Source organism: Rhodopseudomonas palustris (assembly GCF_007005445.1).
GTDB classification, from domain to species: domain Bacteria; phylum Pseudomonadota; class Alphaproteobacteria; order Rhizobiales; family Xanthobacteraceae; genus Rhodopseudomonas; species Rhodopseudomonas palustris_G.
Genome location: NZ_CP041387.1, coordinates 4,181,310 through 4,199,577, shown reverse-complemented (window position 1 = coordinate 4,199,577; position 18,268 = coordinate 4,181,310). Strand labels below are relative to the sequence as shown.

Below are 18,268 nucleotides of genomic sequence, written 5' to 3'. Positions count from 1 at the left end.
GCGTCGTTACTCCGCCGGAGCCAGTCGGGCGCCGGATGCGGCCTGCCGGCTGCGCTTGGTCGCGAGCCGCGCGCGGCGCTTGCGCGCCCAGATCACCACGCCGGTGACCGACAGCGCCGCCACCACCAGGCCCATCGCCGAGATCAGGATCCGGCCGGGCAGGCCGAGGATGCGGCCGGAATGCAGCGGAAGCTGCATCTGCACGAACACGTCCGCGGCGGTGCCGACCCAGGGCAGCCGATCGCCGAGATAGCGGCCGTCCTCGCTGTCGTAATAGAGCTGCGCCGGGCCGACCCCGGCAGCGCCGTGCTCTTCGCCCGGCTTGAAGAACGCCGCCGCGAACACGCCGTGCGCCGGGCCGTAGAACAGCGAGCCGAGCGGCTCGGTGAAGCCGCGCGCCTTGCCGTCCGCGGTGGCGCGCGCCGCGATCTCGGCAAAGCTCATCTTCGGCTCGATCGGGTGGTCGAGGTCACGATACGGGCGCTGCTCGTAGGGCGTCGGCGTGTAGTTCGACACCGTCTTCATCAGCGGCGAAAACACCTCGAAATACAGGTTCAGCGAAAACGCCGTGAATGCGACGATGAACAGCACCCCCCAGGTCCACAGGCTGAAGGCGCGGTGAATGTCGAAATTGATCCGGTAGGCGCTGCCCGAAGTCTTGATCTTCCAGGCCGGCGCCCACCGCGCCCAGAACCCCTTGCCGAGCTGGCGCTTCACCGCCGGCGCCTGTCCGCCCCGGAGCAACTTTCGCGCCGGCAGCGTCAGGTAGAAGCCGACGAAGCAATCGATCGTCCAGATGATTGCGACGATACCGAGCAGCCGCGCACCCCAGCGATCGCTGCCCCAGAACTCGGGCACGTGCATGGTGTAGTGCAGCTTGTACAGAAACGAGACGAAGTTCTCGCGCGTGATCGGCCACACCGCGCCCCAATAGCGCCGGCCGAGTTCCGCGCCGGTGTTGGGGTCGAGAAACACCTGATTGTAGTCGAGCGTGTAGCGCTTGCCTGTCGCCGGATCGATCCGCGGCAGCACGAAGAACGACAGCGAGTGGCCTTGTTCCGGCGTCATCGAGAAGAAGATGACGCGGGCTCGCGGATCGCGGTGCTCGATGCGCTGGGCAAGCTCGATCGAGGGAATCGCCGGTCCGGTGGTCGCGACGTCGAACAGCCGGGCGTTGATGGTCTCGTCGATTTCGTGATCCCACGAGATCACCGCGCCGGTGACGCCGGAGAAAAACAGAAATGCCGCGGTAATCAGCCCCGCCCAGCGGTGAAGGCGCCCAAACATCAGTCTCATGACTATCCGTGTACCGCGTGGAATGCGCGATGCCAGAGGGCGCTTTTTGGAATCGTTTCAAACTGACGCGGCGCGGGCTTTGATCCCGCCTAGCTCACGGTTTATCGCGATGCCCGCCACCCGCTGCGGCAATCTGCCTCGCGCGGTGCTCGGTTCCAAGAACCGTGGCGAAGTCGCGAGTTCACGCCGACCAGCAGTCCTGCTCTTCGCGGTACGCCTGTTCGTTGAGCCGCTGGGCGATCTCGTCGGCGAGCTTCCTGGTCTTTGCTTCGGCGATGGTTTCCCCATCCGTTGTCTTCAGCGATTTGCTCTCCGCCTCGATCGGGAAATCGGTCGGATGCAGATGCTCGTCTTTGCGGTCGGTCATGGCGGGGTTCCTCCAATTGAACGACAACGCGCGAACTGGGCTGGCGGTTGCCCGGGCCCGGAACACCGCGTCCACATATTGGACGATTATTTGCGGCGGCTGCAATTTGTTGGACAGGGTCGGAATTATTCCCGCATAATTCGATGATGACCGGCGCAACTCGGATCCGTCCGACCTTCATGCCCACCCCGTCTGCGGAGGCTGTACTGGCCGACAGTGCCGGCGACGCCGCGTTCGCCACGACTCTGGCCAAAGGGCTGGTGGTGCTCGAGGCGTTCGAAGGCGCGAAGCTGTTGGGCAATATGGAGCTCTCGGTCCGCACCGGACTTCCGCGACCGACCGTCGCGCGGCTGACCCACACGCTCGCCGAGCTCGGCTATCTGACCTACGACCCCCGCGTCGCCAAATACGCGGTCGGCGCCCGCGCGCTGCGGATGCTGCACCCGCTGCTCGCCGGCATGCCGTTCCGCCAGCTCGCCCGGCCGCTGATGCAGGATCTCGCCTATAGCGTCCGCGGCACGGTCTCGATCGGTCTGCTCGACGGATCGTCGATGGTGTATGTCGAGACCGCGCGCTCCGGCGACGTCGGCCCGCATACGCCAGACATCGGCATGCCGATTCCGGTGGTTCGTACCGCGATGGGGCGCGCTGCGGCGTCGATGCTGCCGGAAGCGGAAGCCGCACGGCTCGAACGGCAGCTCGAGGCTGCCGACGGCGCGATGTGGAGCGGCTATCGCGATCTGTATCGCGACGGCCTGCGGCAATGCGCCGAGCGCCAATTCTGCACCTGCTTCGGCGACTACATGCCGGCGATCCACGCCATCGCCGCGCCGCTGTTCCGGCTGCGCGAGCGCTGCTTCGCGATCAATTGCGGGATTCCGGCGTTTCGATTGCAGCAGGGGCAGCTCGAACACGGGATCGGCCCGCGCGTTCGTGCGCTGGCCGAGAGCATTCGTGTGCTGGTCGCGCGCCCCGATTCCGCCGAGCCAGGAAGCCGAGGGGCCAAGACACAAACGAGATGACAGGCTGCGATCGTGGGGCTGCATGCGCAGCACCAGCCGGGGCGGCGACGTCACTTTGCAGGGGAGAGACCAATGGCGCCGCCGAGCGATCGAAGCCGGCTGCGCCCGTTGTCGGGCCGACGCCGCGTTTGGCGGCACTGGAGCAACAGGAGGACGCCATGCCGATCACCCGCCGCATGCTGCTCGCGAGCGCCGCTGCCGCTTTCGCGGCGCCGTCGTCGAATCTGGCCGCAGCCGACGATTGGCCGGTCCGCGTCGTCAAGACGGTGTCGCCCTACGGCGCCGGCGGTGCCAACGACATCTCCTTGCGGATCCTCAACGAGTTCTTCGAACGCGAGCTCAAGCAGCAATTCATCGTCGAGAACAAGCCGGGTGCCGGCACCCGCATCGCCAACGAGATGGTCGCGCGAAGTCAGCCCGACGGTTACACCTTCCTGTACGCGGCGGCGCCTTACGCTACGGCGGAAGCGTTGTTCGGCAAGCTGAACTATCAGCGCAGCGAGCTGCGGCCGGTGGCGATGGCGGCGTTCGCGCCGATCTTCCTGATCGTGAACGCCAAGTCCGAATTCAAGACGCTGCCGGAGCTGATCGCCTATGGCAAAGCGAAGCCGGAGGGGCTGACATTCGGCTCGCCCGGGCCGGGCTCTCAGCCGCATCTGGCCGCCGAGCTGCTGTTCAAGATCGCGGGCGTCAAGGGACTGAACGTACCGCTACGCGGCGATGCGGCCGCCTACACCGAACTGCTCGCCGGCCGCGTCGACGCCACGTTCACGGCGATCAGCTCGGCGCTGCCGCACATCAAGGCGGGCAGTTTCCGCGTGCTCGGCTCCGGTTCGGCGCAGCGGAGTGCGATCTACCCCGAGGCGCCGACTCTGGCCGAACTCGGCTATCCGCAGATCGTCGCCGCCGGTTGGTACGGCTTTATGGCGCCGGCCGCGACGCCATCGCCGATTGTCGAGCGGCTGCAGGATCTCGTGCTGCGCGCACTCGGCGATTCCAACGTGAAGAACAAGCTGCTCGCCCAGGGCCTCGAAGCGCACGGGCTGAAGGGCTCCGAATTCGCGGCCTTCATCGACGCCGAAACCGCGAAGTGGAGCCGGGTGATCGAGGATGCCGGGCTGCGAGAGAAGTGATCCGAAGTGCCTCGCGCGGCGTCGGAGCGTCATGTTCGGGTGTTCGCGCGCCGATGACTGCGATCGTGGAGCCTACCACATCGACGCCTTGGCGCGTTCCGGCCAGGCGCGGTCGTAGTCTGCGCCGCCGACGCGGCCTTCGGTCATCGCAGCGAGGATTTCGCCGGGCGTCGGCAGCGTCTCCTGTGCGACCTGCTTGCTCGGATCCCACAGGCCGGAGCGGATCAGCGCGCGGCCGCATTGGAAATAGATTTCCTCGACCGTCATCACGATCACGGTGCGCGGCGCCTTGCCTTCGACGTCGAACGACATCCGCAAGGCCTCGTCGGCGGTGACGTAGCCGCGGCCATTGATGCGCAGCGCGTTGATCGAGCCGGGGATCAGCAGCATCAGCGCGACCCGCGGGTCGCGCACGACGTTGCGCAAGGAGTCGATCCGGTTGTTGCCGCGGCGGTCCGGGATTAGCAGCGTAGTGTCGTCGTGGACGCGGATAAAGCCCGGCACGTCGCCGCGCGGCGAGCAATCGAGTCCTTCAGGCCCGACGGTGGCGAGCGCGGCGAACGGCGATTTCTCGATCAGCGTGCGATACGGCGGCGTGATCCAGTGCGCCACCTTCTCGGTCGACGCATCGTTCGGCACGCCGTAGATCGCCTCCAGCGCCTCGACAGTGTCGAGCGCAGGGAAGGCGGTGCGGGGATCGTCAGGGCTGCGGGCGTCCATGGCGGATGATCTCCAACAAGTTTCGGGCGTGGGCGATTGGGTCGCCGACATTGCTCACGGTGAAGTTCGGAGTTGCGTCGACGCTGCGCCCGACGCGGTCGGTGATGCTGCCGTCGCTGGCGCGAGCCCGCGCCGCGATCCGGGCCGCCAGCACCTCGGCGGGCGCCGTGATCAGCACGACGACGACATTGGCATAAGCGCTGCGCGCGGGCTCGATCACCATCCGCGACACGTTCGCCACCACGGTGCGTCCGGCACGGATGTCGTCGTCGAGGCTGCGCGGCAGACCGTAGGCGTGGCCATGGGCACGCCAACACAGGGCGAAGTCGCCGGCTGTCTCCAGTCGTTCGAATTCCGCCGGCGTCACCGAAAGATTGTCTTCCGCCGCTGAGGCTTCGCGGGTGACGACGCGGCGCGCAAACACGATCGCCGGATCGCCGGCACAGAGCGAGCGGGCGGCATTGATCAGCGTGTCCTTGCCGGCGCCGGACGGGCCGACCACCAGCACCAGCCGACCCGGGCCGATCAGTTTCGTCGTCTGCTCCGCCACCGCGATATCGGTCATGCCACGCGCTGTCCTTCGCGCCAGACGCTGCGCACCGCCGGCACGTCGTGCGCGACGTGGACGCGGATCAGGTCGGCGCGCTTGCCCTTGGAAATTTCGCCGCGATCGTTGAGGCCGACCGCCTCGGCCGGTGCCTTGGTCACGGTGCGGATCGCCGCGGCGAGGTCGATCGCCGGCGCGCGCGTCGGCAATTGCAGCGCGGCGATCAGCAGGCTCGACGGGATGTAGTCCGACGACAGGATATCGAGCAGGCCCTCGTGCGCCAGATCGATCGCCGCGATGTTGCCGGAATGCGAGCCGCCGCGCACCACGTTGGGCGCACCCATCAGGATGTCGATGCCGGCCTGGTGCAGTTCGCGCGCCGCTTCCAGCGTGGTCGGAAACTCGGCGACCGCAACCCGGTCGCGGACCGCGTCGGCGACATTCTCCGGCGTAGTGTCGTCGTGGCTCGCGAGCGGAATCTCGTAGCGGTGCGCCAGTTCGACGATCGCCCGCATATTGGCGTCGGCGTAGGTTTCCTTGCAGTACAGCCGGCGAGCGAACATCACGTCGAGATCGGCATCGGTCATGCCGGCGCCCTTGCCGCGGTAGTAGTCGCGCAGCTTCTCCTCGTCGCGGAACTGGCGCTGGCCCGGCGTGTGATCCATCAGCGACATCAGCCGGATGTCGGGGCGGTCGATCAGCTCCTTGGCCTCCGCCACCACGTTCGGCATCGGGATTTCACAGCGCAGATGCAGAAAGTGATCGGCGCGCAGCAGTTGCGCGTCGCGCGCCGTCGAGATCGCGCCGGCCAGTACGATCGCCTGGCCGTCGACCTCCTCGGCGCCTTCCTCGCGCCACACCCGGAGCGAGTCGAGCACCGTGGTGATGCCGCAGGTCGCGAGCTGGCCGTCATACGACACCACGGCGGCGACCGGATTCCACTGCACCTTCGGTCGCGGCGTGTAGTGCGCTTCGAGGTGGTCGGTGTGCAGCTCGACGAGGCCCGGCATCACCAGATCGCCGTGCATGTCCTTGGCGCCGTTCGGCGCGTCGCCTTCGCCGATTTCCGCGATCACACCGTCGGCGATCGCGACCCAGCCGTGCTCGATCACCCGGTCGGCCAACACCAGCCGGGCATTGCCCAGCACCATCTCCTGTGAATCGTTCATGGTCTCGTTCATTCTGTTGGTCATGCGGCGGCGGCAAACGAGGTCACGTCGACGATGCGGTCCGCGATGATCTCACGGATCTCGTCGTCGTGCACGATGGCGATGATCGCGGCGCCCTGCGCCTTGGTCTCCGCGATCAGCTCGACCACCACGGCGCGATTCTTGGCGTCGAGCGACGCGGTCGGCTCGTCGAGCAGCAGGATCGGCGTGTGCGAGATGAAGCCGCGGGCGATGTTGACGCGCTGCTGCTCGCCGCCCGAGAAGGTCGCCGGAGGCAGCGTCCACAGCCGCTCCGGAATGTTGAGCCGGCGCAGCAGCACGCCGGCCTGTTCGCGCGCCGCCTCGCGAGCCGTGCCCTGCACGATCAGCGGCTCGGCCACGACGTCGAGCGCGGCGACGCGGGGGACGGCGCGCAAGAACTGGCTGACGTAGCCGATGCTGGCGCGGCGCGCGGCGAGGATCTGCCGCGGCTGCGCGGTGGCGATGTCGAGCGTCGTGCCCTCATGGGCGATACAGATCGCGCCGGAGTCGCAGCGATAATTGCCGAATATCATTTTCAGGATCGACGATTTGCCCGCGCCGGAGGGGCCGGACAGCACGACGCATTCGCCGGGCTGAACACGGAAACTGACGCCGCGCACCACCGGCAGCGTCACGCCGCCCTGCAGGTGCATGACGAAACTCTTTTGCGCATTGTCGACGACGAGAGCGGGAGCTTGGGTCATGGTCATCACGCCGGCAGGATCGAGGAGACGAGCAGTTGCGTATAGGGTTCGCGCGGATCGTCGAGCACTTGGTCGGTCAGCCCGGTCTCGATGACGCGGCCGGATTTCATCACCAGGATGCGATGCGACAGCAGCCGCGCCACCGCCAGATCGTGGGTGACGACGATCGCGGCGAGCCCAAGTTCGGCCACCAGGCTGCGGACCAGATCGAGCAGCCGCGCCTGCACCGAAACGTCGAGTCCCCCGGTCGGCTCGTCCATGAAGACGAGGCGCGGATCGGTGACCAGGTTGCGAGCGATCTGCAGCCGTTGCCGCATGCCGCCGGAATAAGTGCGCGGCGCATCGTCGATGCGGCCGGTGTCGATCTCGACGCGCTCCAGCCAGTCGCTGGCGACGCTGCGGATCTTGCCGTAGTGATTCCAGCCGATTGCCATCAGCCGTTCGCCGACATTGGCGCCGGCCGAGACCGCCATGCGCAGCCCCTGTGCGGGATCCTGATGCACGAAGCCCCAATCGGTGCGCAGCAGCAGCCGGCGTTCGGCTTCGCCGAGTTCGGCGAGATCGCGCAAGATGCCGTCGCGCATCCGGTAGGACACGCGACCGGCGCTCGGCGTCATCTGTCCCGACAGCATCTGCAGCAGGGTCGATTTGCCGGAGCCGGATTCGCCGACGATCGCCAGCACTTCGCCAGGGAAGAGCTCGAACGACACGCCGCGGCAGGCATCGATCCGGCCGTAGCGTTTCGACAGGCCATCGGCGATCAGCAGCGGCTGATCGGCCGCGGTGAAGGCGTCCGGTGCGGTGGACGAGACGCGATCAAGCATGGTCGCTCTCCATCGGTGCGGTTTCGCTGCCGGTGTGACCCTCGGCGCGGCGGCCTTCGCAGTAATCGGTGTCGGAGCACACGAACATCCGGGTGCCGGCGTTGTCGGTGACGATCTCGTCGAGATAGGAATCATCGGCGCCGCACAGCGCGCAGCAGCCGTCCTGGCGATAGCGCGTGAACGGATGGTCCTCGAAATCCAGCGACACCACCTGCGTATAAGGCGGGATCGCGTAGATCCGTTTCTCGCGGCCGGCGCCGAACAGTTGCAGCGCCGGGCAATTGTCCATCTTCGGATTGTCGAATTTCGGCGTCGGCGACGGGTCCATCACGTAGCGGCCGGCGACCTTCACCGGGTAGGCATAGGCGGTGGCGATGTGGCCGAACTTGGCGATGTCCTCGTACAGCTTGACGTGCATCAGGCCGTATTCGGCGAGCGCATGCATACGCCGCGTCTCGGTCTCGCGCGGCTCCAGAAAGCGCAGCGGCTCCGGGATCGGAACTTGATACACCAGCACCTGGCCTTCACGCAGCGGCGTCTCCGGAATCCGGTGCCGGGTCTGGATCACGCTCGCGTCCGGCGTTGCCGTCGTGGTCGCGACGCCGGCCGTCTTGGCGAAGAATTTCCGGATAGAGATCGCGTTGGTGGTGTCGTCGCTGCCCTGGTCGATCACCTTCAGCGTATCGTCCGGGCCGAGGATCGACGCCGTCACCTGCACGCCGCCGGTGCCCCAGCCATAAGGCATCGGCATCTCGCGGCTGGCGAACGGCACCTGATAGCCGGGGATCGCGATCGCTTTCAGGATCGCCCGGCGGATCATCCGCTTGGTCTGCTCGTCGAGATAAGCGAAATTGTAGGTCGCCTCGGTCATTCCGCAGCCTCGCGCAGTTCGGGTTGGTCCTGGTTGAATTCGGCGCGCAGCTTGCGCAGCAGGCCGAGCTCGGACTGAAAGTCGACGTAGTGCGGCAGCTTCAGGTGCTCGACGAAGCCGGTCGCCTGGACGTTGTCCGAATGCGACAGCACGAACTCCTCGTCCTGCGCCGGCGCCTTGACGTCCTCGCCCAGCTCTTGGGCGCGTAGCGCGCGATCGACGAGTGCCATCGACATCGCCTTGCGCTCGCTCTGGCCAAAGGCGAGGCCATAGCCTCGGGTGAAGCGCGGCGCTTCGGTCGCCGAGCCTTTGAACTGATTGACCATCTGGCACTCGGTCAGCGCCACGCTGCCGAGCGGCACCGCGAAGCCGGCATCTTCGGCCTCGAAGAACACCTCGACTTCGCCGAACCGGATTTCGCCGGCGAACGGATGGTTGCGGCCGTAGCCGCGCTGAGTGGAATAACCGAGCGCCAGCAGGAAGCCCTCGTCGGCGCGGGCGAGATTTTGCAGCCGCAGGTCGCGTCCGGCCGGAAAGTTCAGCGGCTCGCGGGTGAGGTCGCCGACCGCGCTGTCGTCCTCGGCAACCGGCGACTCTTCGATCAGCCCGTCCTGCCGCAGAATGTCGGTAACCCGCGGCGTCGGCGCGTCATTGGCTTCCGCCGTCGCCGGCTCGGCGGGATCGCCGCCTTCGGCAAGCTGCGGATCGAGCAGCCGGTGGGTGTAGTCGAAGGTCGGGCCGAGGATCTGGCCGCCCGGAATGTCCTTGAAGGTCGAGGAAATGCGCCGGCGGACCGCCATTGCGCCGGTGTCGACCGGCTCGGATGAGCCGTACCGCGGCAGCGTGGCGCGGAATGCCCGTACCAGGAAGATCGCTTCGATTAGATCGCCGCGTGCCTGCTTGATCGCCAGCGCCGCAAGCTCGCGATCGTACAGCGAGCCTTCGCTCATCACCCGATCGACGCCGAGCGCGAGCTGCTCGGAAATCTGGTCGAGCGTCAGCTCCGGCACGCTACGATCGCCGCGGCGGGCATCGGCGAGCAGCCGGTGGGCATTGTCGATGGCGCGTTCGCCGCCTTTGACTGCGACATACATCGGTCAGCTCCCTTGGCTGAGGCGCGTGGTGCGCGGGATCGCCACCATTTGATCGCCGCTTACCAGCACCACGTCGAGGCCGCGTGGAAACAGCGCTGCGTTGATACTCAGGCGATCGAACAGGTCGGCGGGCTGCAGCGATGCCTGCAGCAGCGTCTCGCCATCGATGCCGGGTCCGTGCAGCCGGAAGCCGTCGCCGGAGCCGAGCGCCTGCACTTGAATAATGAGTGTGGTCGACCGGTCCGGATATTCTGGCGTGCCGAGCGCGAACCGGTCGAGCGGCAGCAACGCCGAGCCGTCACCGATCAGCGCGAATGCCGCGGAGGAGGGATCCCCGGTCAGCGGCGCGCCTGTGTGAAATTTCAGCCACTGCGCCACGGTGCCGTCCGCCGCGATGGTCTCGTCGAGCCAGATCGGCGTGTCGTGATCGAACAGCGTCAGCGCCAGTGCGGCGCTGCCGTGCATCAGCGGCGCCGGTGTGCCGGCTTCGACGCTGATGCGTTGGATGCGGCCGGGCCGCGCCATCGCTTCCATCACGGCGCGGAAGGTCGATTGCGCCCCGAGCACCTTGTCGGCAAAGCCGGCGGCAAGTTCGGTGGTGGTCATGGTCAGCCCTCGCCTCGCACCAGCGTGTAGAAATCGACCTTGGTGGCAGCCGTCTGGGCGGCCTTTTCGGCGCGTGCCGTCTCGACCTCAGTGCGCAGCGGCGCGATCACCTCGGCCTCGACCGCAGCCGAATAGTCCGCCGATTGCAGCATCGCGTCGCACAGCGCGATCAGCTTTGCTTTGGTACGATCTCGGCCCAGCGTGTAGCCGAACCCGACCTCGCCGCTGGCGAGCCGCACCGCGGCGCGCGACACCGTCGCCTCGCCGACATTGAAGGCAGCGCCATCGCCGCCGATCCGGCCCCGCAGCATCACCAGTCCCTGTTCCGGCTCACGGAGCAACGTGAACGGCGGCGGCGCCAGGGCACCGACGCGCGCGTCGATCGCTGCGGTATCCGACGCAGCCAACACCGCCATCGCGGCGCGACGGCGCGCGATCGCGGCTTGTTCGGGGAGGTTCGTGGTTTCGGCGTGCATCGCCATTGCCCAGTTCAAGTTGTCTATGTTAATAGACAACTTGATAGAGGCACAATGTGAAAACTCGATGACGACGAATTCCGTGGCGATGATCACGAAAGCGTTCCTGTCATGACCGCCGAGGCACTCTCTTCAGGCGTCGCGCTGTGGCGTCAGGTTGCCGACGGCATCGAGCTGGCGATCGCCGACGGCCGCTATCTGCCCGGCGGCAAGCTGCCGGGGGAGACCGAGATCGCCGAGAACTACGGCGTCAACCGCCACACCGTGCGGCGCGCGCTCGCGGCGCTCGCCGAGCGCGGACTGGTGCGCGCCGAGCGCGGCAGCGGCACCTTCGTCCGCAGCCGCCGCATCGCCTATCCGCTGCGGACCCGGACGCGGTTTTCCGAGATCATCAATGCCGGTGGCCGCGAACCGCGCGGGCAATTGATCGTCGCCGAGCGTGAGGCTGCGACCGGCGCGCTGGCTGGTCAGCTCGATCTCGAAATCGGCGCACCATTGTTCAGGATCGAGGCGTTGCGATCGGCGGACGGCGTGCCGATCAGTCGCGGCACCACCTGGCTGTCGGCGGCGCGGTTTCCCGATGCGCCCAAGGTGTTCGCGGCGAAACGCTCGATGACCAAGGTGCTGGCGCACTACGGCATCAGCGATTATCGCCGGCTGTCGACCCGGATTACCGCCTCGGTGGTCGATGCCGCCGATGCGGCCCGGCTCGATCTGGCGGCCGGGCGGCCGGTGTTGGTGGTCGAGAGTATCGACGTCGCCGCCGACGGCACCCCGCTGCTGACCTCGCGGGCCCGCTTTGCGGCAGAGCGGGTCGAGTTCGTGATCGAGCCGGATTAGGGCCCGCCCTGCGCTCACGTCATCGCCCGCGCAGGCGGGCGAACCAGTATTGCAGAGAGTTCGCGGCAGAGCACGGACGCTCTGGAATACTGGATCCTCCGCTTGCGCGGAGGATGACGGTTGAGAGTGCGATGATCGCCGCGCCTTAAGCGACCGCCTTTCGCCCAATGATCGCAAACCGCAGCTTGCTGGAGATCCAGTCGATCGCCGCCACGGTGACCAGGATCATCAGGATCAGGAACGACACCTTCTGCCACTCCAGCACCCGGATCTGCTCGGCGAGCTGCAACCCGATGCCGCCGGCGCCGACGATGCCGATGATGGTGGCGGAGCGGGTGTTGGATTCGAAGAAGTACAGCACTTGGCTGGCGAGGATCGGCACCACTTGCGGCAACATGCCGAAGCGGACGCTGTGCAGATGCGAACCGCCGGTCGCCTTGACGCCTTCGCTCGGTTTGTCGTCAGCGGCCTCGAAGGCTTCGGAGAACAGCTTGCCGAAATTGCCGAAGTCCGAGCACATCACCGCCAGAATGCCGGCGAACGGGCCGAGACCGACGACGCCGACCCAGATCAGCGCCCAGATCAGGGTGTCGATGCCGCGCACCGCGTCGAGCAGGCGGCGTGTCAGCAATTGCAGCGGACGGATGCGTAGCACGTTGCGGGCCGCCAGGAACGATACCGGAAACGCCAGCAGCGCGCCGCCGAGCGTGCCGAGAAACGCGATTGCCAGGGTTTCGCCCATCGCATGCAGATAGATTTGGGCGAGCTGCCACGACCCCGGATCCGGCGGCAGCATCAGGCCGAGAAATTCGATCAGCCGTCCAGTGCCGCTGAACAGCCGGTCGAACGGGATCTCGAGCCGGATCAGGCCGAATAGGAAGATGGCTGCAGCCAAAGTCAGGCCGCCGATCAGCTTTCCGCGCCTGACCCAGTCGGCGCGGAACTGTTCGGGGAAGCGGGCGACGATGCCGGCCTCGTCGCCGAAGCTCAGGGTGCGGCGGGCGGTACTCATCGTCGCTCCTGACCGATCAGGCGGCGGCGCACGCCTTCGGTGAAATAGTCGATCGCCATCACGGTGACGATGATCAGCAGCAGGATGGCGCTGACGTCGCTGTAGTAGAACTTGCGCACCGCCTCGATCAAATCCTGGCCGATGCCGCCGGCGCCGACGAAGCCCATCACGGCGGCGCCGCGGACGTTAACCTCGAACCGCAGCAGCGCGTAGCTGACGAAGTTCGACAGCACCTGCGGCACGACCGCAAACCGTACCATCTCGAGCCAGTCGCCGCCGGACGACACCACGCCTTCCAGCGGCCTGTCGTCGATGTTCTCGACCACCTCGGCGAACAGCTTGCCGAGTGCGCCGGTGGTGTGGATCGCGATGGCCAGCACGCCCGGCAGCGGGCCGAGCCCGAACGCCAGCACGAACAGCAGCGCGAACACGATCTCCGGCACGGTGCGGCAGAATTCGAGGAAGCGGCGGGTGACGAACACCAGCGTCTGCGACTGCACCAGATTGGCCGAGGCGAGAAAGCACAGCGCGAAGCCGGCGATCGCGCCGAGCAGCGTGCCCACATAGGCGATCAGGATGGTGTCGAGCAACAGCCCGGTCCAGCGCTTGATGCCCCAGAACCAGTCGGAGAGGTCCGCCCACAGCGTGGCCAACGCCAATTTTGGCGTGATCGAGATGAAATACGACGGAAACCGCCAGAAATTCTCGGCGAACTTCTTCGGATCGACCTCGCCCATCCAGGCCGCTGCGGCGATCGCGGCGATCAGGATCGCGCCGCCCAGCGCCAGCCGCCGCCGCTTCGCCGCCACCGCCGCGTCGTAGTGATCGGCGAGGGCGCGGAGCTGGGGCTCGGGAAGTTCTGTGACGGCTGCCTGCATTCGATTGTCCGACATGACGACGTGGGCGGCCGTTAGGTCGCCCACGTCCGATGAGGTGCGGTGATGGATCAGGACTTCGACTTGCGCAGGCTGTCGACGAACTTGATCAGCTCGACGACCGGCTCGTAGTCCTTGTGGCTGGTCGCGGCGTAGGGCAGGGCCTTGCCTTCATAGATCTTGTTGAAGGCTTCCGGATCGTTGGTGGCGAGATCGAGCACTGCCTTGCGGATCGCCGCCTTGAGGTCGTCCGGCAGGTCCGACAGATAGGCCATCGGCGAGTTCACGATCAGGTCCGACTTCAGGATGATGCGGAAGTCGGCGGCCTTGGCCATGCCCTTGCGATCCATCCGGAGCAGGTTGCTCTCGTCCTCGGTGTTCCACCAGTTGAATGCCGCGTCGCAAGTGCCCTGCGCGACGCCGATCACCGCGTTCTCGTGGCTGCCGGCGTAGATCACCTTGGCGAAGAACTTGTCGGGATCGATCGACATCTTGTTCATCATGAAGCGCGGCACGTTGTTGCCGGAGGTCGAATTCGGATCGACCAGGCAGAGGTTCTTGCCCTTGAGATCTTCGATCTTCTGGTAGGGCGAGTCCTTCTTCACATACAGCACCGAGTGATAGCCCTTGGAGCCGTCGCCGTTGACCTCGATCGCGAACGGCTCGACCTTGGCGCCGACCAGATAGGCGCGGGCGTAGGACGCCGGCCCGTACATGCCGATGTGGATGTTGCCGGCGCGCTGACCTTCGATCACCGCGGCGTAGTCGTTGGCGATGCGGAGCTTCACCGGAACGCCGAGCTGCTTGGTGAGGTAGTCGGTCAGCGGGGTCCAGCGGGTGGTGGTGCCCGAGGCGTTCTCGTCCGGGATCTTGCCGAACACCAGCTCGGGATATTTCGCTTTCCAGTCCTGCGCCGGCGCGGCGTGCGCAGTGAACGCCAGCGCGGCAGCGGCGGCGACGAGGGTACGGAGCTTGATCATGACGGTTCCTGTCTCTTCAAGTCGATGAACGGTCGGAACACGGCAACCGCGCGCGGGCGAGCCGCGGGCGGTGCCGGATAGGGAAGACGGCGAACGATTGCCGTCGGGATCAGGCCACGGCGACGCTCGCCAACGCGGGCGCGGGAAGGCCGTGCGGCACGTGCGGCGCGGCCCCGAGCACTTCGTCGGCTTCGAGGTCGTAGAGTTCTCGGGCGATCTGGTCGGTGAGCGCGGCCGGCGCGCCGTCGAACACCACCCGCCCCGAGGCCATGCCGATCAGCCGATCGCAATAGCTGCGGGCGAGATCGAGCGAGTGCAGATTGCACAGTACGGTGATGCCGAAGTGCTTGTTGATGCGCAGCAGCGCGTCCATCACGATCTTGGTATTGCGCGGATCGAGCGAGGCGATCGGCTCGTCGGCGAGCACGATGTCGGGCTGCTGCACCAGCGCACGGGCGATCGCGACGCGCTGCTGCTGACCGCCGGAGAGCTGGTCGGCGCGCTGCGCCGCGTAGGACGCCATATCGAACTGATCGAGCGCCGAGATCGCGAGCGCGCGATCCTGCTCAGGCCACATCTGCACCAGCGAGCGCCACGACGGCACTTCGGACAGCCGGCCCATCAGCACATTGGTCAGCACGTCGAGACGGCCGATCAGGTTGAACTGCTGAAAGATCATCGCCGAGCGTGCGCGCCATTGCCGCAATTCGCGGCCCTGCAGCGCGGTCACATCGACGCCTTCGAACAGGATGCGGCCTTCGGAGGGCTCCGCCAGCCGGTTCAGCATTCGCAGCAAGGTCGATTTGCCGGCGCCGGAGCGGCCGATCACCCCGACGAAACTGCCGCGCTCGACCGAAAATGACGCGTCGTCGACCGCGGCTTTGCTGCCGAAACGGCAGGTCAGACCTTCAACTACCAGCATGCGCTGCTCCCGAAACAGGTTCGGGGGAATCGCTACCGCCGTTGTTTTGCAGCCGTGTGACAGAGCGTGTAGTTCTGCCGCCACATCAAGGTGTTCGCTCCGTCATCGATGCGTCACGATGACGTCATGAACGGCGTCGATGACAGGCCTCACACCCATCACCGCTCGTGAGAATCCCACCCATGGCCGCGAAATTGCTATCGGTCGCGCCGACCGTCGATCCGACCGCCAAGCTGCACGACGTCACGCTCGGCGCCTATTGCGAAGTCGGTGCCCGCACCATCCTGAACGAAGTGGCGATTGGCGACTACTCCTACGTCGTCAACGACTCGCAGATCACCTACACCGGCATCGGCAAGTTCTGCTCGATCGCGGCCATGACCCGGATCAACCCCGGCAATCACCCGATGCAGCGCGCCACGCAGGCGCACTTCACCTACCGGGCCAGCACCTATTTCGAGGGCGAGAGCGACGACGCCGAGTTCTTCGCCTGGCGGCGGTCGCATCACGTCGAGATCGGCCACGACGTCTGGATCGGTCACGGCGCCATCGTGCTGCCGGGCCGCAACATCGGTACCGGTGCGGTGGTTGCAGCAGGCGCGATCGTCACCCGGGACGTGCCGGCCTACACCATCGTGGCCGGCAATCCGGCGCGGCCGATCCGCCGCCGCTTCTCCGAGGCGGTGGCCGAGCGGCTGGTCGCGCTGGCGTGGTGGGACTGGAGCCACGACGCGCTGCGCAATGCACTGCCGGACTTCCGGAAACTGTCAGTGGAAGACTTCCTCGACAAATATGAAGCCACGGCCATGACGCAACGGGCGGCGGGCCGGGAGCCGGCAGCAGAACAGCAGGTGACGGGATGAGCGAGATCGCGATCGAAGGCGGCCGGACGCTTATTGGCGACGAGATTGCCGAGGCTTCGCTGCAGATCGCTGGCGGCGCCATCGCGGCGGTCGGCTCCACCAGCGGCAACGCCGCGATCCGGATCGATGCGCGCGGCCTGCTGGTGCTGCCCGGTATCGTCGATCTGCACGGCGATGCGTTCGAGCGGCAGATGATGCCGCGGCCCGGCGTCGATTTTCCGATCGACGTGGCGCTGATCGACAGCGACCGTCAGGCGATCGCCAACGGTCTGACCACGGTGTTTCACGCTGTCACCTGGTCTTGGGAGCCCGGCCTGCGCAGCGCCGAGAACGCCCGGCGAATGCTCGACGCGATCGATCTGACCAAGCCGCGACTGTCGGCCGACACCCGCATCCATCTGCGCCACGAGACCTTCAATCTCGATGCGGTCGACGAGATCGCGCAGTGGATCGGCGACCGCCGCATCGACCTGTTCGCTTTCAACGATCACATGGATTCGACGCTGGCCAATCTCGCCAAGCCGCAGAAGCGCAACCGGATGGTCGAGCGCACCGGCCTCAGCGACGAGGCATTCGACCGGTTGGTCGAGCGCATCGCGGCGCGCGGCGACGAAGTGCCGCAGGCCAATCGGCGTCTCGCCGCTATCGCGCGCGAGGTGTCGATGCCGATGCTGTCGCACGACGACGATACTCCGGCGATGCGGCAGGGCTATCGTGATCTCGGCGTCGGCATCGCCGAATTTCCCACCACCGAGGAGACCGCGCGCGACGCAGCGCTGCACGGCGACTTCATCGTGTTCGGCTCGCCGAACGTGGTGCGCGGCGGCAGTCACACCGGCTGGACCAAGGCGGCCGACATGATCGCCAAGGGGCTGTGCTCGGTCCTGGCCTCCGACTACTACTATCCGGCGCCGCTGCTCGCCGCGTTCCGCCTGGTGCATGACGGCATCCTGCCGCTGGAACAGGGCTGGAAGCTGATCTCGGAGAATCCAGCGCGCGCCGCCGGGCTCGCCGAGCGCGGCACGATCGCGAGCGGCCAGCGCGCCGACGTGCTGCTGGTCGACGATCGCGTCGCGCTGCGGCCGCGGATCGTCGCGGTGATCGCCGGCGGCCGGCTGGTGCATGTCGACGATCCGGAGCGGTTCGTGATCACGCGCAAACTGCCGCACCCGGCTGGCGTCGCCGCATGATCTGACGCTATCATCATTCCCGATGTCGAATTTTCCACGCTACGCGATTTATTATCTGCCCGCCGCGGGCAGCGCTCTGGCGCAGTTCGGGGCGGCGATGCTCGGTTACGATGTCGTCTCCGGCGAGGACGTGCCGTTCGCTGCGCCGACTGCGGCGATCACGGACTGGCGAGACGTCACCGCAGACCCGAGGGGCTACGGCTTTCACGCCACCCTGAAGGCGCCGTTCGGGTTGATCGGTGGCCGCAGCGAGAGCGAATTGCTGTGGGCCTGTGCGACCTTCGCCGAAACGCCGCGGGCGATTCCGCAGATTGCCCCGGTGATCAGGTCGATCGGTGGGTTCATCGCGCTGGTGCCGGAAGCGCCGTCCGAGTCGCTGCAGCAGCTCGCGGCCGATTGCGTGCGCGACTTCGATGAATTTCGGGCGCCGCTGTCGGCGGAGGATCGCGCCCGGCGCAAGCCGGAACGGCTGACGCCTGCGCAGGTCGGGTATCTCGACCGATGGGGCTATCCCTATGTGATGGACGAGTTCCGGTTTCACATGACGCTGACCGGTTCGCTCGATCCGGCCCGCCACGACGAATTGCTGGCGCTGCTGCGCGAGCAGTTCGCGGCGACCGGCATCGACCGCATCGCGATCAATCGGATCGCGGTGCTGCGCCAGGACGCGCGCGGGGCGCGGTTCAAGAGCATTGCGCAGTTCGAACTGCGCAGCGCCGACTATTAGCCGCTGACT

21 protein-coding genes are annotated in these 18,268 nt (G+C 66.7%); 6 read left to right on the top strand and 15 right to left on the bottom strand.

Translation table 11 applies throughout. From position 1 onward, the window contains the following. Positions 1–6: 6 nt before the first annotated feature. Positions 7–1,296, bottom strand: a complete 1,290-nt coding sequence (locus tag FLL57_RS19315; RefSeq protein WP_142883736.1) for a PepSY-associated TM helix domain-containing protein — start codon at positions 1,294–1,296, stop codon at positions 7–9. 181 nt (positions 1,297–1,477) lie between these two features. Continuing rightward, positions 1,478–1,663, bottom strand: coding sequence for a hypothetical protein (locus FLL57_RS19310; protein WP_142883735.1), 186 nt, complete (start codon positions 1,661–1,663; stop codon positions 1,478–1,480). Between the two features lie 179 nt (positions 1,664–1,842). Here FLL57_RS19310 and FLL57_RS19305 point away from each other — a divergent pair, with 179 nt between their 5' ends. Both FLL57_RS19305 and FLL57_RS19300 read left to right on the top strand, forming a co-directional pair. Continuing rightward, a complete protein-coding gene (locus FLL57_RS19305; protein WP_433962604.1) occupies positions 1,843–2,685 on the top strand; it encodes an IclR family transcriptional regulator in 843 nt (280 codons plus the stop codon). Positions 2,686–2,843: 158 nt separating this feature from the next. After that, positions 2,844–3,818 carry a Bug family tripartite tricarboxylate transporter substrate binding protein gene (locus FLL57_RS19300; RefSeq protein WP_142883733.1) on the top strand — a complete coding sequence of 325 codons (975 nt, stop codon included), beginning with the start codon at positions 2,844–2,846 and terminating at the stop codon, positions 3,816–3,818. A 72-nt stretch (positions 3,819–3,890) separates the two neighbouring features. Here FLL57_RS19300 and FLL57_RS19295 read toward each other — a convergent pair whose 3' ends face one another. From FLL57_RS19295 to phnG, 9 genes are read right to left on the bottom strand one after another with little or no spacing between them, the layout of a single operon-like run. Then, positions 3,891–4,538 carry a pyridoxamine 5'-phosphate oxidase family protein gene (locus tag FLL57_RS19295; RefSeq protein ID WP_013500534.1) on the bottom strand — a complete coding sequence of 216 codons (648 nt, stop codon included), beginning with the start codon at positions 4,536–4,538 and terminating at the stop codon, positions 3,891–3,893. Further along, positions 4,519–5,103, bottom strand: coding sequence for a phosphonate metabolism protein/1,5-bisphosphokinase (PRPP-forming) PhnN (phnN, locus tag FLL57_RS19290; RefSeq protein WP_013500535.1), 585 nt, complete (start codon positions 5,101–5,103; stop codon positions 4,519–4,521). Before phnN ends, FLL57_RS19295 begins: the two co-directional genes overlap by 20 nt. Then, a complete protein-coding gene (locus FLL57_RS19285; RefSeq protein WP_142883732.1) occupies positions 5,100–6,254 on the bottom strand; it encodes an alpha-D-ribose 1-methylphosphonate 5-triphosphate diphosphatase in 1,155 nt (384 codons plus the stop codon). Before FLL57_RS19285 ends, phnN begins: the two co-directional genes overlap by 4 nt. A gap of 20 nt (positions 6,255–6,274) precedes the next feature. After that, positions 6,275–6,985 (bottom strand): phosphonate C-P lyase system protein PhnL, encoded by a 711-nt coding sequence (phnL, locus tag FLL57_RS19280; RefSeq protein ID WP_047307126.1) that lies wholly within the window; start codon positions 6,983–6,985, stop codon positions 6,275–6,277. Then, positions 6,985–7,803: a phosphonate C-P lyase system protein PhnK gene (gene phnK / locus FLL57_RS19275; RefSeq protein ID WP_142883731.1), complete on the bottom strand. Its 819-nt coding sequence runs from the start codon at positions 7,801–7,803 to the stop codon at positions 6,985–6,987. The genes phnL and phnK overlap by 1 nt, the downstream gene beginning before the upstream one ends. After that, a complete protein-coding gene (locus tag FLL57_RS19270) occupies positions 7,796–8,674 on the bottom strand; it encodes an alpha-D-ribose 1-methylphosphonate 5-phosphate C-P-lyase PhnJ (RefSeq protein WP_142883730.1) in 879 nt (292 codons plus the stop codon). The genes phnK and FLL57_RS19270 overlap by 8 nt, the downstream gene beginning before the upstream one ends. Further along, complete coding sequence (locus FLL57_RS19265) at positions 8,671–9,768, bottom strand: carbon-phosphorus lyase complex subunit PhnI (protein WP_142883729.1); 1,098 nt, start codon at positions 9,766–9,768, stop codon at positions 8,671–8,673. Before FLL57_RS19265 ends, FLL57_RS19270 begins: the two co-directional genes overlap by 4 nt. 3 nt (positions 9,769–9,771) lie before the next feature. Next, positions 9,772–10,374 carry a phosphonate C-P lyase system protein PhnH gene (phnH, locus tag FLL57_RS19260; RefSeq protein WP_047307123.1) on the bottom strand — a complete coding sequence of 201 codons (603 nt, stop codon included), beginning with the start codon at positions 10,372–10,374 and terminating at the stop codon, positions 9,772–9,774. A gap of 2 nt (positions 10,375–10,376) precedes the next feature. Then, positions 10,377–10,850, bottom strand: a complete 474-nt coding sequence (gene phnG / locus FLL57_RS19255) for a phosphonate C-P lyase system protein PhnG (RefSeq protein ID WP_047307142.1) — start codon at positions 10,848–10,850, stop codon at positions 10,377–10,379. A gap of 111 nt (positions 10,851–10,961) precedes the next feature. Here phnG and phnF point away from each other — a divergent pair, with 111 nt between their 5' ends. Further along, complete coding sequence (phnF, locus tag FLL57_RS19250) at positions 10,962–11,690, top strand: phosphonate metabolism transcriptional regulator PhnF (RefSeq protein WP_047307122.1); 729 nt, start codon at positions 10,962–10,964, stop codon at positions 11,688–11,690. Positions 11,691–11,835: 145 nt separating this feature from the next. On the opposite strand, the gene phnE (FLL57_RS19245) is transcribed toward phnF, so the two are convergent. From phnE (FLL57_RS19245) to phnC, 4 genes are all read right to left on the bottom strand, one after another. Continuing rightward, on the bottom strand, positions 11,836–12,702 hold the full coding sequence (phnE, locus tag FLL57_RS19245; RefSeq protein ID WP_013500544.1) for a phosphonate ABC transporter, permease protein PhnE: 867 nt from the start codon (positions 12,700–12,702) through the stop codon (positions 11,836–11,838). Further along, complete coding sequence (gene phnE / locus FLL57_RS19240) at positions 12,699–13,580, bottom strand: phosphonate ABC transporter, permease protein PhnE (protein ID WP_142883728.1); 882 nt, start codon at positions 13,578–13,580, stop codon at positions 12,699–12,701. Before phnE (FLL57_RS19240) ends, phnE (FLL57_RS19245) begins: the two co-directional genes overlap by 4 nt. A gap of 68 nt (positions 13,581–13,648) precedes the next feature. Then, positions 13,649–14,557, bottom strand: coding sequence for a phosphonate ABC transporter substrate-binding protein (gene phnD, locus FLL57_RS19235; RefSeq protein ID WP_013500546.1), 909 nt, complete (start codon positions 14,555–14,557; stop codon positions 13,649–13,651). 109 nt (positions 14,558–14,666) lie between these two features. Further along, on the bottom strand, positions 14,667–15,479 hold the full coding sequence (gene phnC / locus FLL57_RS19230; protein WP_013500547.1) for a phosphonate ABC transporter ATP-binding protein: 813 nt from the start codon (positions 15,477–15,479) through the stop codon (positions 14,667–14,669). A 182-nt stretch (positions 15,480–15,661) separates the two neighbouring features. On the opposite strand from phnC, the gene FLL57_RS19225 reads away from it, so the two are divergent. Genes FLL57_RS19225 through FLL57_RS19215 form a run of 3 tightly spaced genes read left to right on the top strand, consistent with a single transcriptional unit; the run spans position 15,662 to position 18,259 of the window. Then, on the top strand, positions 15,662–16,342 hold the full coding sequence (locus tag FLL57_RS19225; protein ID WP_013500548.1) for an acetyltransferase: 681 nt from the start codon (positions 15,662–15,664) through the stop codon (positions 16,340–16,342). Then, the gene (locus FLL57_RS19220; protein WP_142883727.1) at positions 16,339–17,532 is read left to right on the top strand and encodes an alpha-D-ribose 1-methylphosphonate 5-triphosphate diphosphatase; all 1,194 of its coding nucleotides are present in this window, start codon (positions 16,339–16,341) and stop codon (positions 17,530–17,532) included. Before FLL57_RS19225 ends, FLL57_RS19220 begins: the two co-directional genes overlap by 4 nt. Positions 17,533–17,554: 22 nt before the next feature. Then, entirely contained in the window at positions 17,555–18,259 is a 705-nt protein-coding gene (locus FLL57_RS19215) for a DUF1045 domain-containing protein (RefSeq protein WP_142883726.1), read from the top strand. Positions 18,260–18,268 lie beyond the last annotated feature (9 nt).

What these genes read in the sequence shown, in the direction of transcription:
- FLL57_RS19315 (WP_142883736.1), bottom strand. Translation starts at nt 1,296, where the DNA reads ATGAGACTGATGTTTGGGCGCCTTCACCGCTGGGCGGGGCTGATTACC.
- FLL57_RS19310 (WP_142883735.1), bottom strand. Translation starts at nt 1,663, where the DNA reads ATGACCGACCGCAAAGACGAGCATCTGCATCCGACCGATTTCCCGATC.
- FLL57_RS19305 (WP_433962604.1), top strand. Translation starts at nt 1,843, where the DNA reads ATGCCCACCCCGTCTGCGGAGGCTGTACTGGCCGACAGTGCCGGCGAC.
- FLL57_RS19300 (WP_142883733.1), top strand. Translation starts at nt 2,844, where the DNA reads ATGCCGATCACCCGCCGCATGCTGCTCGCGAGCGCCGCTGCCGCTTTC.
- FLL57_RS19295 (WP_013500534.1), bottom strand. Translation starts at nt 4,538, where the DNA reads ATGGACGCCCGCAGCCCTGACGATCCCCGCACCGCCTTCCCTGCGCTC.
- phnN (WP_013500535.1), bottom strand. Translation starts at nt 5,103, where the DNA reads ATGACCGATATCGCGGTGGCGGAGCAGACGACGAAACTGATCGGCCCG.
- FLL57_RS19285 (WP_142883732.1), bottom strand. Translation starts at nt 6,254, where the DNA reads ATGAACGATTCACAGGAGATGGTGCTGGGCAATGCCCGGCTGGTGTTG.
- phnL (WP_047307126.1), bottom strand. Translation starts at nt 6,985, where the DNA reads ATGACCATGACCCAAGCTCCCGCTCTCGTCGTCGACAATGCGCAAAAG.
- phnK (WP_142883731.1), bottom strand. Translation starts at nt 7,803, where the DNA reads ATGCTTGATCGCGTCTCGTCCACCGCACCGGACGCCTTCACCGCGGCC.
- FLL57_RS19270 (WP_142883730.1), bottom strand. Translation starts at nt 8,674, where the DNA reads ATGACCGAGGCGACCTACAATTTCGCTTATCTCGACGAGCAGACCAAG.
- FLL57_RS19265 (WP_142883729.1), bottom strand. Translation starts at nt 9,768, where the DNA reads ATGTATGTCGCAGTCAAAGGCGGCGAACGCGCCATCGACAATGCCCAC.
- phnH (WP_047307123.1), bottom strand. Translation starts at nt 10,374, where the DNA reads ATGACCACCACCGAACTTGCCGCCGGCTTTGCCGACAAGGTGCTCGGG.
- phnG (WP_047307142.1), bottom strand. Translation starts at nt 10,850, where the DNA reads ATGCACGCCGAAACCACGAACCTCCCCGAACAAGCCGCGATCGCGCGC.
- phnF (WP_047307122.1), top strand. Translation starts at nt 10,962, where the DNA reads ATGACCGCCGAGGCACTCTCTTCAGGCGTCGCGCTGTGGCGTCAGGTT.
- phnE (WP_013500544.1), bottom strand. Translation starts at nt 12,702, where the DNA reads ATGAGTACCGCCCGCCGCACCCTGAGCTTCGGCGACGAGGCCGGCATC.
- phnE (WP_142883728.1), bottom strand. Translation starts at nt 13,580, where the DNA reads ATGCAGGCAGCCGTCACAGAACTTCCCGAGCCCCAGCTCCGCGCCCTC.
- phnD (WP_013500546.1), bottom strand. Translation starts at nt 14,557, where the DNA reads ATGATCAAGCTCCGTACCCTCGTCGCCGCCGCTGCCGCGCTGGCGTTC.
- phnC (WP_013500547.1), bottom strand. Translation starts at nt 15,479, where the DNA reads ATGCTGGTAGTTGAAGGTCTGACCTGCCGTTTCGGCAGCAAAGCCGCG.
- FLL57_RS19225 (WP_013500548.1), top strand. Translation starts at nt 15,662, where the DNA reads ATGGCCGCGAAATTGCTATCGGTCGCGCCGACCGTCGATCCGACCGCC.
- FLL57_RS19220 (WP_142883727.1), top strand. Translation starts at nt 16,339, where the DNA reads ATGAGCGAGATCGCGATCGAAGGCGGCCGGACGCTTATTGGCGACGAG.
- FLL57_RS19215 (WP_142883726.1), top strand. Translation starts at nt 17,555, where the DNA reads ATGTCGAATTTTCCACGCTACGCGATTTATTATCTGCCCGCCGCGGGC.